The organism is Pontibacter indicus (assembly GCF_900156345.1).
Classification (GTDB): Bacteria; Bacteroidota; Bacteroidia; order Cytophagales; family Hymenobacteraceae; genus Pontibacter; species Pontibacter indicus.
In genome coordinates, this window is record NZ_FTPP01000001.1 from 1,804,019 (window position 1) to 1,817,947 (window position 13,929).

General features: G+C 53.0%; 13 protein-coding genes and 1 riboswitch. Of the genes, 4 read left to right on the forward strand and 9 right to left on the reverse strand.

Annotated features, from left to right (window positions below; translation table 11 throughout):
- Nucleotides 1–135: 135 nt before the first annotated feature.
- Entirely contained in the window at nt 136–759 is a 624-nt protein-coding gene (locus tag B0B12_RS07715; protein ID WP_076667155.1) for a porin family protein, read from the forward strand.
- A 275-nt stretch (nt 760–1,034) separates the two neighbouring features.
- Here the strand turns inward: B0B12_RS07715 and B0B12_RS07720 are convergent, their stop codons facing one another.
- The 8 genes from B0B12_RS07720 to hpf form a co-directional block, all read right to left on the reverse strand.
- Complete coding sequence (locus tag B0B12_RS07720; protein WP_076667157.1) at nt 1,035–1,667, reverse strand: carbonic anhydrase; 633 nt, start codon at nt 1,665–1,667, stop codon at nt 1,035–1,037.
- Between the two features lie 44 nt (nt 1,668–1,711).
- Nucleotides 1,712–3,283, reverse strand: coding sequence for a SulP family inorganic anion transporter (locus B0B12_RS07725; RefSeq protein ID WP_076667159.1), 1,572 nt, complete (start codon nt 3,281–3,283; stop codon nt 1,712–1,714).
- A 151-nt stretch (nt 3,284–3,434) separates the two neighbouring features.
- Nucleotides 3,435–4,832: a HAMP domain-containing sensor histidine kinase gene (locus B0B12_RS07730; protein WP_076667161.1), complete on the reverse strand. Its 1,398-nt coding sequence runs from the start codon at nt 4,830–4,832 to the stop codon at nt 3,435–3,437.
- Complete coding sequence (locus tag B0B12_RS07735) at nt 4,829–5,509, reverse strand: response regulator (protein WP_076667163.1); 681 nt, start codon at nt 5,507–5,509, stop codon at nt 4,829–4,831. Before B0B12_RS07735 ends, B0B12_RS07730 begins: the two co-directional genes overlap by 4 nt.
- Before the next feature lie 447 nt (nt 5,510–5,956).
- Complete coding sequence (locus tag B0B12_RS07740; protein WP_076667165.1) at nt 5,957–6,316, reverse strand: DUF1801 domain-containing protein; 360 nt, start codon at nt 6,314–6,316, stop codon at nt 5,957–5,959.
- 186 nt (nt 6,317–6,502) lie between these two features.
- Nucleotides 6,503–7,165, reverse strand: a complete 663-nt coding sequence (locus tag B0B12_RS07745) for a DsbA family protein (RefSeq protein WP_244554630.1) — start codon at nt 7,163–7,165, stop codon at nt 6,503–6,505.
- Between the two features lie 28 nt (nt 7,166–7,193).
- Nucleotides 7,194–7,976, reverse strand: coding sequence for an SDR family NAD(P)-dependent oxidoreductase (locus B0B12_RS07750; RefSeq protein WP_076667167.1), 783 nt, complete (start codon nt 7,974–7,976; stop codon nt 7,194–7,196).
- Between the two features lie 104 nt (nt 7,977–8,080).
- Nucleotides 8,081–8,386 carry a ribosome hibernation-promoting factor, HPF/YfiA family gene (gene hpf / locus B0B12_RS07755; protein ID WP_076667169.1) on the reverse strand — a complete coding sequence of 102 codons (306 nt, stop codon included), beginning with the start codon at nt 8,384–8,386 and terminating at the stop codon, nt 8,081–8,083.
- A gap of 171 nt (nt 8,387–8,557) precedes the next feature.
- Here hpf and B0B12_RS07760 point away from each other — a divergent pair, with 171 nt between their 5' ends.
- Nucleotides 8,558–9,277 carry a hypothetical protein gene (locus B0B12_RS07760; protein ID WP_076667171.1) on the forward strand — a complete coding sequence of 240 codons (720 nt, stop codon included), beginning with the start codon at nt 8,558–8,560 and terminating at the stop codon, nt 9,275–9,277.
- A gap of 57 nt (nt 9,278–9,334) precedes the next feature.
- Nucleotides 9,335–9,748: an OsmC family protein gene (locus tag B0B12_RS07765; protein WP_076667173.1), complete on the forward strand. Its 414-nt coding sequence runs from the start codon at nt 9,335–9,337 to the stop codon at nt 9,746–9,748.
- Between the two features lie 98 nt (nt 9,749–9,846).
- Here the strand turns inward: B0B12_RS07765 and B0B12_RS07770 are convergent, their stop codons facing one another.
- The gene (locus B0B12_RS07770) at nt 9,847–11,016 is read right to left on the reverse strand and encodes a trans-sulfuration enzyme family protein (RefSeq protein WP_076667176.1); all 1,170 of its coding nucleotides are present in this window, start codon (nt 11,014–11,016) and stop codon (nt 9,847–9,849) included.
- Nucleotides 11,017–11,026: 10 nt separating this feature from the next.
- A riboswitch (SAM riboswitch) is annotated at nt 11,027–11,127 on the reverse strand.
- 260 nt (nt 11,128–11,387) lie between these two features.
- On the opposite strand from B0B12_RS07770, the gene B0B12_RS07775 reads away from it, so the two are divergent.
- Nucleotides 11,388–13,883: a TonB-dependent receptor gene (locus tag B0B12_RS07775; RefSeq protein WP_076667178.1), complete on the forward strand. Its 2,496-nt coding sequence runs from the start codon at nt 11,388–11,390 to the stop codon at nt 13,881–13,883.
- Nucleotides 13,884–13,929: the final 46 nt, after the last annotated feature.

Genomic DNA, 13,929 nt, shown 5'->3' on the forward strand with positions numbered 1-13,929 from the left:
AAGCCCGGTCATTATTGGCCGGGCTTTTTGCATAAGAAAAATAGTACAATTTATATATATCCTCCATTGACCTGTTTTCCCCTTCTCAGTAATTTCACCTCCGTTAAACCAACCTTAAAAAAACAGGTATTCCCTATGAAAAGAATCTTAATGGTCCTTGGCTTTATGACGCTTGTATCTGGAGCCAGCTTTGCACAGCAGCTGGGCTTCAAAGGCGGTGCGACCTATACTACCTTCAGCGGCGCTGACACCGACAACTATAAGTACCGGGTGGGGTATACGGGCGGACTGTTCCTGCAAAAGCACTTCAACAACATGATGGGTGTGCAGCTGGAGGCCCTCTATACCTCCAAGGGTGCCCGTCGCGAGATTTACTCCGGCAGCAATCTGCAGACGGCTGAGGTTTTCAAACTCAACTACATCGACATTCCGGTGCTGTTCCATGTATCGGCCAGCGGTGTATTCTTCGACCTGGGTCCGCAGGTGTCCTTTATTTACAGCGCCAATCACATTCACGAAGCGCACTCCAGCAACGGTGACAAAGTTGTGACCACCAAGTATGACATTTCAGACAACCCGTACACCATCGACTTTGCCTATGTGGGCTCGGTGGGCTATCGCGCCACCAACGGACTTGGCCTTGAGGTACGCTATACCGGCGGTATGAAAAAGATAGATGATGAAGGAGCGTTTGTGAACCGCGAGCGCCGCAACTCCGGTTTCAGCCTAATGCTGAGCTACCTGCTTGGCGGACGCTAATTTTTACTGTAAGCTATACCTGAAAGCCCTCCCACCCAGAGGGCTTTTTTTATGGCTAATAGCGCCCAGGTTAGGTATAGGTATAGGTATAGGTATAGGTATAGGTATAGGTATAGGTATAGGTATAGTATACTCGAAATCCTATACCTATAGCCAGCTGGTTTTTCTTCATACAGCGCTAGTTATAAAGGGATGGGCTAAAAAAAAACAAAACCCCGCTAATGCGGGGTTTTGTCAGATGTAAAACATAGGTAGTAGTGCAGTTCTTGTTTCACTTATTCTTGCTGCAGGCTGTAGATGTGCTCGTAGCGCGTCATACAGTTTTCCTGCTCCATTACGTTTAGGTCGCGCAGAAGGCCCTCTTTCAGGTCGTATACCAGACCGAACAATCTAGGCGCATTGTCTGTCTTCATGGCATTCTGTATGATGGAGGTCTTGGACAGATTCAGTACTTGTTCTGTAATGTTCAGCTCCACCAGGCGACGATGACGCTGGTCTTCATCCTCGATGCTCATCAGCTCATCTTCGTGCAAGCGAATCACATCCTTGATGTTGCGCAGCCAGTTGTCAATCATGCCAAACTGTTTGTTGCTGGCAGCCGCCGCTACACCGCCGCAACCATAGTGACCGCACACGATGATGTCTTTTACCTTAAGTACCTCCACAGCATACTGCAGTACCGAAAGCAGGTTCATGTCGGTATGCACCACCATGTTGGCAATGTTGCGGTGCACGAAAATCTCACCTGGGCCGGTACCTGTTACTTCATTGATCGGAATGCGACTGTCTGAACATCCTATGTACAGGTAACGGGGCTTCTGCCCCATGGCCAGTTTGTTGAAGTAGTCTTTGTCTTCGCTGAGCTTCTGTGCAACCCACTTTTTGTTATTTTCAAATATCTTTTCCATGTTATCGGGATTTCGATTGTTCTGTTAGGTTCTAATTTATCTCGTTAGTGCATATCTAGCACTTGTACTTCTTTTACATTTAACACTTCCACGAATATACCACGCTCGTGTGCTGTTTTTTTGAATTCCTGTATAGCTTCCAGCACATCGTAGTCTATGTACTCTGAATTTTCACCGTCGATGATCACATGACTGTTATCGGGTAGTTTCTCGAGTGTGAGCACAATGCTGGCTTTGTTCAGGAACGACACGTGCTCACTAAGCTTAATGCGAATGGTTTCTTTATCTCGGTGATCTTCTTTGTGGAAGAAGTAGGGCGACTTGTAGTTCGCTTTCAGGATAAAGAAGATACCAACGGCCAGACCAATCAGGATGCCCACCAGCAGGTCGGTAAACAGGATGGCCACGATCGTCACAACAAACGGGATGAACTGCTCGTGCCCCAGTTTGAGCTGCCCTTTGAAAAGGGTTGGCTTCGTGAGCTTGTAACCCACCATCAGAAGCACCGCTGCCAGCGCAGACAGTGGTATTTGATTAAGGAAACCAGCCAGGAACAGCACGGAAAGCAAGAGGAACACACCATGAATGAAGGCAGACATCTTGGTTTTACCACCAGCCGCAATGTTGGCAGAGCTTCGTACGATTACGGCCGTCATCGGCAGACCGCCCAGCATACCGGCAATGATGTTACCCACGCCCTGCGCTTTCAGTTCGCGGTTATTTGGTGTGCGACGCTTGTGCGGGTCCAGTTTGTCCACAGCCTCCACGCTCAGCAGCGTCTCCAGACTGGCAATGATGGCGATGGTAAAGGCTACCACATAAAGAGATGGATTGGCAAACTGCGTGAAATCCGGCAGGCGTAACTCGTTACCAAGCGCGGCTGCACTGCTGATCTCCGGCAGGTTCACCAAGTGCGTGCCCGCAATAGCCAGCTCAGGAAAATAATTGATGAACAGATAGTTGATACCTACAGAGCCAATTACCACAATCAGCGCACCCGGCACCAGTTTGAAAATCTTGATGCGCTTCATAAACGGCTGCTCCCAAAGGATCAGCACGGCCATCGAAATAATACCGATGATCAAGGCACCTAGCTCAATGGCACTGAATGCATGAATCAGACCTGAAAAGGTGTTGCGGCCATCCGGCTGCAGGAAATTCATTTCACCGAAGAAATCATCATCAGCGCCCATAAAGTGCGGTATCTGTTTCAGGATCAGGATCAGACCGATGGCGGCCAGCATCCCTTTGATAACAGAGGAGGGAAAGTATAGGCCAATAACACCAGCTTTGAGAAAGCCCAGCACTAGCTGCAGTACGCCTGCCAGCACTACCGCCAGCAAAAAGGCTTCATAGGACTGCAGCGTTTCGATGCCGTTCAGTACGATCACCGTAAGGCCGGCTGCAGGACCGCTCACGCTCAGGTGCGAACCACTGAGCCAGGAAACAACCAAACCACCCACCACGCCAGTTACGATACCAGCAAAAAGGGGTGCTCCAGAAGCAAGCGAAATACCTAAACAGAGTGGGAGGGCAACGAGGAATACAACAAGGCCAGCTGGAAAGTCCTTTCCGAGGCTAGCCAGGTAATCTGACTTTAAGGTAGTATTTTTCATATAGTAGAAAATGTAAGAGAAGGGGCTCTAACTCACATCTCTGCGCCAGCCAAGCGGCCGGCAACAGAGACATAAGTCAGAATACTCACCTTATGCTTACAAACATACGTGCGAGGTATTAAGCTCGAATTAAAACCGCATTAAAAACAAATTAAAATGAGTTTTTTGCCGAAATAAGGCCAATAGCCTGTGGTAAACGCAGTGTTACGGTGGTTCCCTCGCTCACGCGGGAGTCGATGGAAATGGAGCCTTTATGCAGTTTTATGATGGTCTCGGTCAGAGGCAGACCAATGCCGTGTCCGGTGATATTACGCACGTTGTTCGCCCTGAAGAATGGTACAAACACGTGACGCAGATCATGGGGCGCAATGCCCACCCCCTTGTCCGTTACCTGCAGCACCACCTCCCGCCGGTTAGCAGAGAGCCGCACGGTGCTGTACTCTCCCTTTGGAGAAAACTTGGCCGCATTTTCCAGCACATTCACAATGGCGATCAGCAGCAGGGCATCGTTCCCCTTCACGATCAGGCGGTCTTCATCGTCTGGCAAGTTGTCGAAATCAATATCGAACAGCGCGCCTGGCTGTCGTTTCAGCGCTTGTTCATGTGCCATCCACAGCAATTCGTCGAAGCGCAGGTGCGCGAGTTTGATCTTGGAGGTGTCCACACTGGCCTGGGCGATCTGCAGCAAACCGTTCGACAGCTCGGCCAGCAGGCGGGCATCTTCGAGGATGGAGGCCAGCACCCGCTGGTACTCTTCCTGCTCACGGGGCTTCATCAGGGCTACCTCCAACTCGCCGATCATGGCCGTGAGCGGGGTGCGAAGCTCATGGGACGCGTTCGAGACAAAGGTACTCTGCATCTCAAAAGCCATCTCCAGGCGGTCCAGCATTTTATTGAAGGTCTGGGACAGGTGCGAGAGTTCGTCTTTGCCATCCGCGTTGCTCAGGCGCAGGTGCAGGTCCGAGGCGCTGATCTTCTCCACCTCGCCTACTACTTTGGTGATGGGTCGCAAGGCTTCGCGGGCAAATATCCAACCGGCTGCCACCACTACCACCATCGAGCCCAGGAAGCCGACGATCAGAATAACCTTGAGATGCTGGAGTTTGCGCAGGCTGTAGGCATCCACAGAAGAGGAAAACACAATAAAATCGCCTTCGTTGTCCTCGTAGAGCATACCGACTACCTGGCGCTCATCCTGCTCGTACTGCACCATCCCCTCCCGCTTCACGCGGTCCAGTATGTCAGGGGCAACGGACAGTTGTCCATCTCCATCTGCAAAGTACAGGCTGCCGTCTTGCCGGTAAATGGTCACCTTCTCAAAAGGAAGCACCTGGTAGTAACGGATCTGGTTGCTGCGCCGGGCTCGCTCGCTCACTTCGTCTGCCTCCAGTATGTGGGCGGCCGTGTCGTATGCGCGGCCCTGGATGCGCTTGTAAAAATCGTCCTGCCGGTAGAGCGAAGTGAAATAGTAGATCACCAGCGAAAACAGAAACAGGATCAGGGCAAATATACCTGCAAACTGCAGCGTCAGCTTGTTGCGGATAGTCATGCGTCGTCCTCCTTCAGCACATAGCCCATACCGACCAAGGTATGGATCAGCTTACCAGGAAAGCCTTTGTCTATTTTTTTGCGCAGAAAATTGATATACACATCGATCACATTGCTGCCCGTGTCGAATGAGGTCTCCCACACGTTCTCTGTTATATCGATGCGGGAAACCACACGTCCCCGGTTGCGCAGCAGGTAGTGGAGCAGGGCAAACTCGCGGGCTGTCAGGTTAATGGGCTTGCCGCCGCGGGTCACGGTCTTGCTGCCCAGGTCCATCTCGAGGTCTGCAATGGAGAGCTTCTCCCCTCCCCCGTTGTCGCCGGAGCGTCGGGTAAGGGCGCGAAGGCGTGCCAGCAGCTCCTTGAACTCGAATGGTTTGGTGAGGTAATCGTCCGCTCCGGAGTCCAGCCCGGTGATCTTGTCGTCGGTATCGCCGAGCGCGGTCAGCATCAGGATCGGAATCTGTGTTTTTTTCTTCCGGACGGCCTGGCATACCTCCAGACCGTTCATGTGGGGCAGTATGATGTCGAGGATGATCAGGTCGTACTCGTTTTGCAGGGCCATCTTCAGACCGAAGTTGCCGTCATACGCCTGATCCACTTCGTACGACTGCTCTTCCAGCCCTTTCTTGATAAAGGAGGCTACTTTGGGTTCGTCTTCTACCAGCAGTATTCTCATATTCCTGTCACTATTTACGTTTTTGTCCGCACAAGATACGATTTCTCAGGAATTGAGCCCTCTGGCTTTTGCTTTGCGTTAATAACTGCTTGCTTCAGATGACTCCAGGCAGGTTATGGCTCACTAGCATGGAGGCCGCAGTTATCACCACGTAGGTGGCAACATGAAAGTTGCTTTCTTCCTCCACATGGGCTTCGGTGTGATTGGAGTGTTCGGTAGGCTCCAGATTAATAGCATGGCTAATCGCCTGGGCTTTGGACACTAAACGGCATCTGCCATGTGCTGACCTTGCATACCTGTTGGATGATAACCTGAAACCGAAGGGGGCGCATCTTGTAAAAAAGCGCATACGCCATGCCAAACGGGACGCGCAAATCGACCACGGAAGGGTAAAGTTGGAAACGCCGGGGCAGGCATGCAGCCAGGTATACTACATGCCGGAACTACTTAATTCTGGTTGAGGTGTACCGCCTGGCGCACCAGGTCGCCGAAATACTCTTCGTCGATGTCCTCGAGTGTGCGCAGTTTGATATGCGGCAGTTGGCCGTTGCGGCTCACCAGGCGCTTGTGTGGGTCCGAAAGTTCTTTTCCGCGGAAGAAACCAAAGTGCAGCCCGCTGCGGGAAGAGGCAAAGTAGCATACAGGTCCGTAAAAGAAATAGCAGGGGTTCTCCCAGCGCACACATTCCTCCAAATGAGCAGCCGTCTGATTGATGATCTGGCGTACTGCTTGCGCTAACAGCTGTTTCTCAGGCGATAATTTGTCGATGTACTCATCGACCTGGTTGGTAGATATCTTGCTTCTCATACAGGGTATGTATTGGCCTTAGTGACCAGAGCCGTTAATTTACAGCTAAATATACATATCTTTTAATATTGGAGCAAAAAATCTGTTGTAACAGTTGTATAAACATCAACTCGCCAACACCTGCTTCAGGGCTTAGAAAAACTGTCTGACAGCGTGTTCATAGCCCTTATACCTTAAACCTGAGGACTATACCATTTCGAGGTGCTGCAGCAGCCTGCCTTCGAGCTCGTCGAGCTGGCAGAAGCCGCTGGCAAGCAGCTCTGGTCCCATGCCGCCTTCCAGGTATACGCTCGGCAGGTTTTTCACGCCCAGCATTTCCACAAACTCAAACTCTTTCTCAGTTGCGTCGATGATTTCGTCGGCTTCGAACAAGGTATAGAAAAGGTTTTCCTGAATGCCAAAGGGACGCACCACATGGGCCAGCACCTGCGGGTCTGCCAGGTTGAGGCCATCAGCGTAGAAGGCGGAATGCAGGGCACGAAGAATTTCGAGCGTAAGGGCAGGCCTTAACCTTCGCACCACGTGCAGGGCGCGACAGGCAGGCTCCGTATCATAGACAAAATCCTCCTGCACGAAGAGGCTATAGTTGAATGGCAGGCTGGTTCGCTCCTGCACCCGGTGCCAGCTCAATGCCAGTTGCTCCTTCTGCTCCCGCGATAGGGGGTCGCGGGCGTAGGGGTTCAGCCCAGCGGCTACCACCTCTACCGTTAGGCGTCCGTGCCACAAAGCGCGCAAGCGGCGGACAACGTGCGTGAAGCCGTAGCACCAGGCACACATCGGGTCTGTGACGTACAGCAATACCGGGTTATAAGGACTGTTGACCATAGGCATCATATGCGTTTCCTCCATGGTTGTACCCCAATGCAGGCGGTTAGGTTCAGGTATAGATCATCTTTACGGTCATGCCGCCATCCACAACCAGGTGCTGCCCCGTAATGAAGCCAGCCTTCTCGGAGCACAGGAAGAGTGCTGCCTCGGCTATGTCCTGCGGCTCCCCTACCCGACCGACCGGGTGCTGGGCTTTGTCCTCGCGGGTATGCTGGGGTTCATAGCGCTCCGATTCCTTTTGCCAGGGGCCTGTCTCGATCCAACCCGGCGCAATGGCATTGACCCGGATACGATCCGGTGCCAGGCTGACGGCCAGTGCATGCGTGAGGGCCTCGAGTCCGCCTTTGGAGGCTGAGTAGGCGAAAGTGTCCGGCTCCGACATAAAAGCCCGTGTGCTCGTGATGTTGAGCATGGCCGGATGCGGCGCTTTGCGTAGGAGTGGCAACGCGTATTTGGCGCAGAGCATCGGCCCGCGCAAATTCACAGCCAGCGTCCGGTCAAACTCCGACAACGGCATTTCGTCCAGCTTGCCCGCAAAAGGGTCGGCTATACCTGCGTTGTTCACGAGCACATCCAGTCGACCGTACGCATCCTTCACTTTCTCTATCAGGGCGACAACGTCGGTCTCAGCGCTCACATCGCAAGGTATAAAGGTAGCCTGCAGCTGCAGGTTCTGCAAGCGCGCCAGGGCTTCGCCCCCTGCCTCCTCGTCGGCGTCTGCCAGCACAATTTGCGCGCCTGCCTGCCCGAAGGCCTGGGCCATGCCCAACCCTATACCTTGCGCGCCGCCCGTAATCAGCACGACTTTGTCTTTGTAATCCGCTGTGGCCATGTTATTTTGATAGGTCTATACCTGCCAGCACTCAACAGCAAACCCGCCGCCGGCCGGTGCTATACCTGACCTGACAGCGGGTCTGCTAAATGGTGCCTGTTGGCTTATCTTTTCTCGAGTTGGCGCTTGAGTTTATCCTCCACATTTTTGAGCAACTCGTACCAGTTGTCGCCGCTGTCTTCAGCAAAAGCGTCGTTGCCTGGTATACCTACGCGCATGCTCAGCTTCTTGGAGTCTGTGGCCTGGCTGGCCTCCTCCTTAAAGTACACGTCAATGGAGTCGATCTTTTTGGCGTGGCGCTTTAGTTTGGTGATGGTGTTGCGGATGAACTGCTGCACGTCGTCCGAGATGGTAATGTCTACTGCCTGCACATCAATCTTGATGCCTTCGAAGTTCTCTGTATAATTCATGTTCTATTCTGTATGTATTTTCTGAATGCGGGGGGCCTTTCGGGCTAAATCCCAGTGCTGAAATTAAACGGCGGCAAAGCATTAAGGTTTACGCGTGCGAACAGGCGGCCGAAAGCAACATCCCATCCCTTCGGTTCGTTTTTAAGGCATATTCACCCAACGCTTACCGTTATGCAAAACTTACCGATCAACTGGCTGACAGAAGGATTGCTTGACTTCGAATATAAGAAATATCGCTTACTGGCTTACCTACAGGCCGTTCGCTCCGAGTTTGGGCAGCAGCGCCTATACCCTGTTTTTTCTGACCTGATCATGCATTACCGCCACCTGAAACAAGTGCAGGAGCACAAGAAACTGGTGTATGAGTCCTTTCCGCAGCAGATCACACGCGCCGATTTCGAGAAACTGGAACTGGTTTATGAAAAGATCGTGGAGGACGACGAAACTATGGCCCAGATCGAGGAGGTGATCCAGTATGCCGCACCGCTTTTCAATCAGGCCCTGAACGAGGGCAAAGAATTGTACGACTTCATCGAACGCCACCTCGAGATCAATCCGGTAGGTATAACGCCAATGTATTTTAATGAGGGCTACCTTTTCCTCGATGCCTTTCCGGGCAAGGAAACGCAGGTATACGTATACCGCATCACCGTATTTGAGAACACCTACGAGAAGTACCGCGGCATCAACACCCAATTGCTCCGCACCGTGCGCCGCGGCCTGGCCCAGACACACGAAAACCTGAAGGTACAGTTGGTGAGGGAGAACCAGGAGCTGCCCAACCCCGCCACCTTTGTGGTAGTGGCCAAGGTACCCTGCCCGCTCGACAGTGCGCTGCTGCCCATTGCCAAGCGCTCGCTGGTGAAGTACGTGACAAGCCTGGCCGCCTGACTTGGTGCCTAGGGTATAATTGTATACCTTCGACCCTCAGAAAAAGAGAAAACCAACATGGAGATCAACCTCACCCGCGTAGACCAGGACTATCATTTCGAAGCCAGAGGCGCTGCCAACGTAGCCATTAACATCGATGCCAACCCCGAGATTGGAGGCCATAACGAGGGCGCCCGTCCGATGGAGCTCATGCTGATGGGCCTGGGCGGCTGCAGTGCCATCGACATCATCAGCATCCTCAAAAAGCAGCGCCAACCCATCGACAGTTTCGACATCAACATAAAGGCCGAGCGCCAAAAAGTGCAGGAGTTCAACCTCTTCAGCACCATCCACATCCACTTCAAGCTAGGCGGTCAGCTGGACGAGGACAAGGTGCGTCGCGCCATTGAGCTTTCGCTGGAGAAGTACTGCTCTGTTGCGGCTATTCTTTATAAGACAGCCACGATTAAGCATTCTTTTGAGATAGTGTAGTTCCTGTTTTATCAAAAGACCTGGCCTTTCCAATTTACTCGGAAAGGCCAGGTCTTTTCTATTCATGCGATATACCTGCAGGTATACCTTGCCACCTGCTATACCTTGGCCAGTGCCTGCTGTATATCAGCGATCACGTCTGTGACATTCTCCAACCCTACGGAGATGCGTACCAATCCAGGCGTGATGCCGGTCGCCTGCCGCTCTGCTTCGGTTAATTTAGAGTGGGTTGTGGAGGCCGGATGCGTGACGATGGTGCGGGTATCGCCCAGGTTAGCGCTGATGCTCACCAGTTGCAGGTTGTCCAGGAAGCGTTTGGCTGCTTCGTATCCGCCCTTCACGGCAATGCTCACAATGCCACCGCCACGCCGCATCTGCTTTTTGGCTAGTTCGTACTGCGGGAACGATTTCAGGAAAGGGTAGCGCACCTGCTCCAGCGCCGGATTTCCCTCCAGCGCCTCCGCCAGCTGCAGGGCATTGTCGCAGTGTTTCTCTACGCGCAACTGCAGCGTTTCCAGGCTCTTGGAGAGCACCCAGGCATTGAAAGCCGACATGGCAGGCCCGGTGTGGCGCGAGAAGAAGCGGATCTCCGCCATCAGGTCCTGGCGCCCCACGGCTATACCTCCTAATACCCTTCCCTGCCCGTCGATGTACTTGGTGGCAGAATGCACCACAATGTCGGCACCGTAGTCCACAGGGTTTTGCAGGACCGGGGTGGCAAAGCAATTGTCTACGATCAGCACCAGGTTGTACTTTCGCTTCAGTTCGCCGAGCCACTCCAGGTCGATCAGCTCAAGCCCCGGGTTGGAAGGCGTTTCGATCAAAATCACCTTCGTAGCAGGCGTAATCAGTTTTTCCCAGCCATCGGGATCGGCCACGTCGGCGTAGGAATGCGTGATACCCCACTTGGGCAGCACCTTGGAGAGCAGTTGGTGAGTGGAGCCGAACACGGCCCTGCCTGCCAGCACATGGTCGCCGGCCTGCAGCAAGCCGGCCAGACTGGCAAAGATCGCGCCCATGCCGGAGGCAAAGGCAAATCCGGCCTCAGCCTTCTCGAGTCGGCACATTTTGGCCAGCAGCTCATCTACATTGGGATTGGAATAGCGGGAGTACACGTTTCCCTCCTCTTCTTCGGCAAAGACGGCGCGGGCCTGTTCGGCGCTTTCAAACACAAAGCTGGAGGTGAGATAAAGTGGCACAGAGTGCTCCCGGTGGTGCGACCGCCCGGCTTGCAGCCGGATCGCGCTGGTTTCGTTGTTAACTGACATGTATGTAATCGTTTTATATTTCCCTTTTTGCGGGCAGGACTTGGCACCTTTCCGTGCGGATGGTTGCCAGAGGATCACAGAGCCTGTTCTCTCACCTCTTCTTTATAAAAATTTGCCTGGGCAGGAATTATTATGCCGCAAAATTAAAACGGATATCTGAGAATGCCCAACGAAGGCCCCAATCTTTCCACCAACCTCCTCTATTTCCCGACGAAGGCCTTATAGGCTATATTCGGCTATTCATATAGAAATGCAGTGCCTTGGTATATTCTGTTTTCAGGACTCAAAAACTAGGTTTTTCTTTACTGAAGTTAATATGACAGAAGACAGGAGATATGAATAGAACACCTTTACACCAACTCGAAAAAACTATGAAAAAGAGCCTGCTGCTCGCCCTGCTGGGGCTGAGCACCGTGCCGGCTCTCGCACAGGCCCCGCAGGCCGCTCCGCAGCAAGCCGCTGCCGGTATGGCCGCGCCGCGTGGCAACGCCACCATCGTGGGTATCGTGCAGGACACGGACACCAAAAAACCGGTGGAGTTCGCGACCGTTGCCCTGATCAGCATGGCCACCGGCAAGCCGATCGATGGCGCGATGGCCGACGACAAGGGCCGATTTACGATCAGCAAGGTAGGCGTAGGCAAATACAGACTGCAGGTGAGCTTCCTGGGCTATCAGCAAAAGCTGGTGGAGGATGTAACCGTAACGTCTGACAACGCCAGCGTAAACGTAGGCGTGGTAGCCATCGCCTCCGATGCCAAGAAGCTGAACGAAGTTGTGATCACAGGCGAAAAGCCGCTGGTGGAAGAGAAGATCGACCGCACGGTGTACAACGCTGAGAAGGATATTACCAACACGGGTGGCAACGCAGCCGATGTATTACAGAAAGTACCTTCGCTGGCGCTCGACAACGACGGCAACGTGCAGTTGCGTGGCAGCTCCAACGTGCGCGTACTCATCAACAACAAGCCATCCGCGATCATGGCGGGCAGCGTGGCCGATGCCCTCAAGCAGATCCCGGCCGACCAGATCAAATCGGTGGAAGTGATCACCAGCCCATCTGCCAAGTACGACGCGGAAGGCACGGCCGGTATCATCAACATCATCACCAAGAAAGACGGTGGTCTGCAGGGCGTGACCGGTTCGGTGGCGGCAACAGCCGGCACGCGTGCCAGCAACGCTAACGCCAGCCTCAACATCCGTCGTGGCAAACTGGGCATCAACGGCACCTTTGGTGGCAACATGTTTTACAATCATGGCAACATGAGTAACACCATCTTTGCCGGCAACACAACCAGTTTTCAGTCTGGCAAAACCCGCATCAACGGCAAGTTCATGAACGCGCTGATCGGTTTTGACTACGACCTCACGCCGAAGAACAACATATCGGGCAGCATCCGCAGCAACGGCGGTACCTTCCGGATGGAGAACGACCAGGAAGTGACCAGCCGCGAAGACAACACCCTGATTCAAGACTTCCGCAACGAGATCCGCAACCGCAACCAGCGCATCGGCACGGACTATAACCTTGACTACACGCGCACATTCAACAAACCAGGTCAGGAACTCGCCCTCCTGTCGCTTTACTCGGTAACGAACACCGACAACGACATCCGCCAGGATTACCTCAATGAGGGTGCTGATCCTTATTTGCTGAAGCGCAACCTGAACGAAGGTGCCAACAAGGAGCTTACCTTTCAGGCGGACTATACCCATCCGTTTGCGAATAAATCCCTACTGGAGTTGGGTGCCAAATCTATTTTCCGCGATGTGGAGAGTGACGCCCTTTACCGTGATATTTTCGAATCCGGAAACGAGACCCGCCGCACAGACGCTTTCTTCTACGAGCAGGATGTATACTCTACCTATATGACCTACGGCTTCATGCTGAAGAAGCAACTGAACGTGAAAATGGGTGGCCGTTACGAGTACACCGACATCAACGCCGACCTGCAGGGCTACCCACCCTTCGCGGATAACTATGACAACTTCATTCCAAGCGTGGCCCTATCTTACAGCCTGAAGCAAAAGCATACCTTCCGTGCCAACTTCACGCAGCGTATCCAGCGTCCGTCGCTGTTCTACCTCAACCCATACGTGCAGGAGCAGACCTCCAACACCCGTGTGCAGGGTAACCCGAACCTGGATGCTGAATTGACTGACCTGTTTGAACTGGGCTACAGCACTTTCTTCAAAACCACTTCGATCAACGTGACCGGCTACATGCGCCACACCGACAATGCCATTGAAACGGTAGCGACCATCGACCGGGAGACGGACTCGAACGGCTTGCCTGTAGATGTGACGACCCTAACGTTCGATAACATCGCCAAAAACAAAACGTATGGCGTGAGCTTGTTCGGAAATACCAAACCGACCAACAACTGGACAATCGGCGGTAGCTCTAACGTTTACTATGTAGACCTGAACGGAAAGTACGCCAGCAACAGCGGCTGGATGTATAACATCAACATGAACTCATCTTATACCTTCGGTAGAGGTATCACGGCACAGTTCAATGGTGGTTTCAACTCACGCCGCATCCAACTATTGGGTGAATTCGCTGCCTTCTCATACCATACCATTGCGATCAAGAAGGAACTGTTCGACAAGAAAGGTGGCATCAGCGTGGGACTGGACAATCCGTTCAGAGAGAGCATGCGCATGAACAACGACGTGCGGGTGGAAGAATCACCGACCAACCCAAGAGCCTATACCCAGCAGATCCGCATCAACAACTTCAACCGCGGATTCCGTGTGAGCTTCGATTACCGCTTCGGCAAGATGGACCAGCAGCGTGCGCCTAAGCGCAAGAAGAGCATCCGCAACGACGACGCGAAGCAAGGCGACGGCAACGGCATGAACTAAAATTCTAACCCATAACCCTTTACCAGCAAAAAGCCCTCCTGATAGG

What these genes read in the sequence shown, in the direction of transcription:
- B0B12_RS07715 (WP_076667155.1), top strand. Translation starts at nt 136, where the DNA reads ATGAAAAGAATCTTAATGGTCCTTGGCTTTATGACGCTTGTATCTGGA.
- B0B12_RS07720 (WP_076667157.1), bottom strand. Translation starts at nt 1,667, where the DNA reads ATGGAAAAGATATTTGAAAATAACAAAAAGTGGGTTGCACAGAAGCTC.
- B0B12_RS07725 (WP_076667159.1), bottom strand. Translation starts at nt 3,283, where the DNA reads ATGAAAAATACTACCTTAAAGTCAGATTACCTGGCTAGCCTCGGAAAG.
- B0B12_RS07730 (WP_076667161.1), bottom strand. Translation starts at nt 4,832, where the DNA reads ATGACTATCCGCAACAAGCTGACGCTGCAGTTTGCAGGTATATTTGCC.
- B0B12_RS07735 (WP_076667163.1), bottom strand. Translation starts at nt 5,509, where the DNA reads ATGAGAATACTGCTGGTAGAAGACGAACCCAAAGTAGCCTCCTTTATC.
- B0B12_RS07740 (WP_076667165.1), bottom strand. Translation starts at nt 6,316, where the DNA reads ATGAGAAGCAAGATATCTACCAACCAGGTCGATGAGTACATCGACAAA.
- B0B12_RS07745 (WP_244554630.1), bottom strand. Translation starts at nt 7,165, where the DNA reads ATGGAGGAAACGCATATGATGCCTATGGTCAACAGTCCTTATAACCCG.
- B0B12_RS07750 (WP_076667167.1), bottom strand. Translation starts at nt 7,976, where the DNA reads ATGGCCACAGCGGATTACAAAGACAAAGTCGTGCTGATTACGGGCGGC.
- hpf (WP_076667169.1), bottom strand. Translation starts at nt 8,386, where the DNA reads ATGAATTATACAGAGAACTTCGAAGGCATCAAGATTGATGTGCAGGCA.
- B0B12_RS07760 (WP_076667171.1), top strand. Translation starts at nt 8,558, where the DNA reads ATGCAAAACTTACCGATCAACTGGCTGACAGAAGGATTGCTTGACTTC.
- B0B12_RS07765 (WP_076667173.1), top strand. Translation starts at nt 9,335, where the DNA reads ATGGAGATCAACCTCACCCGCGTAGACCAGGACTATCATTTCGAAGCC.
- B0B12_RS07770 (WP_076667176.1), bottom strand. Translation starts at nt 11,016, where the DNA reads ATGTCAGTTAACAACGAAACCAGCGCGATCCGGCTGCAAGCCGGGCGG.
- B0B12_RS07775 (WP_076667178.1), top strand. Translation starts at nt 11,388, where the DNA reads ATGAAAAAGAGCCTGCTGCTCGCCCTGCTGGGGCTGAGCACCGTGCCG.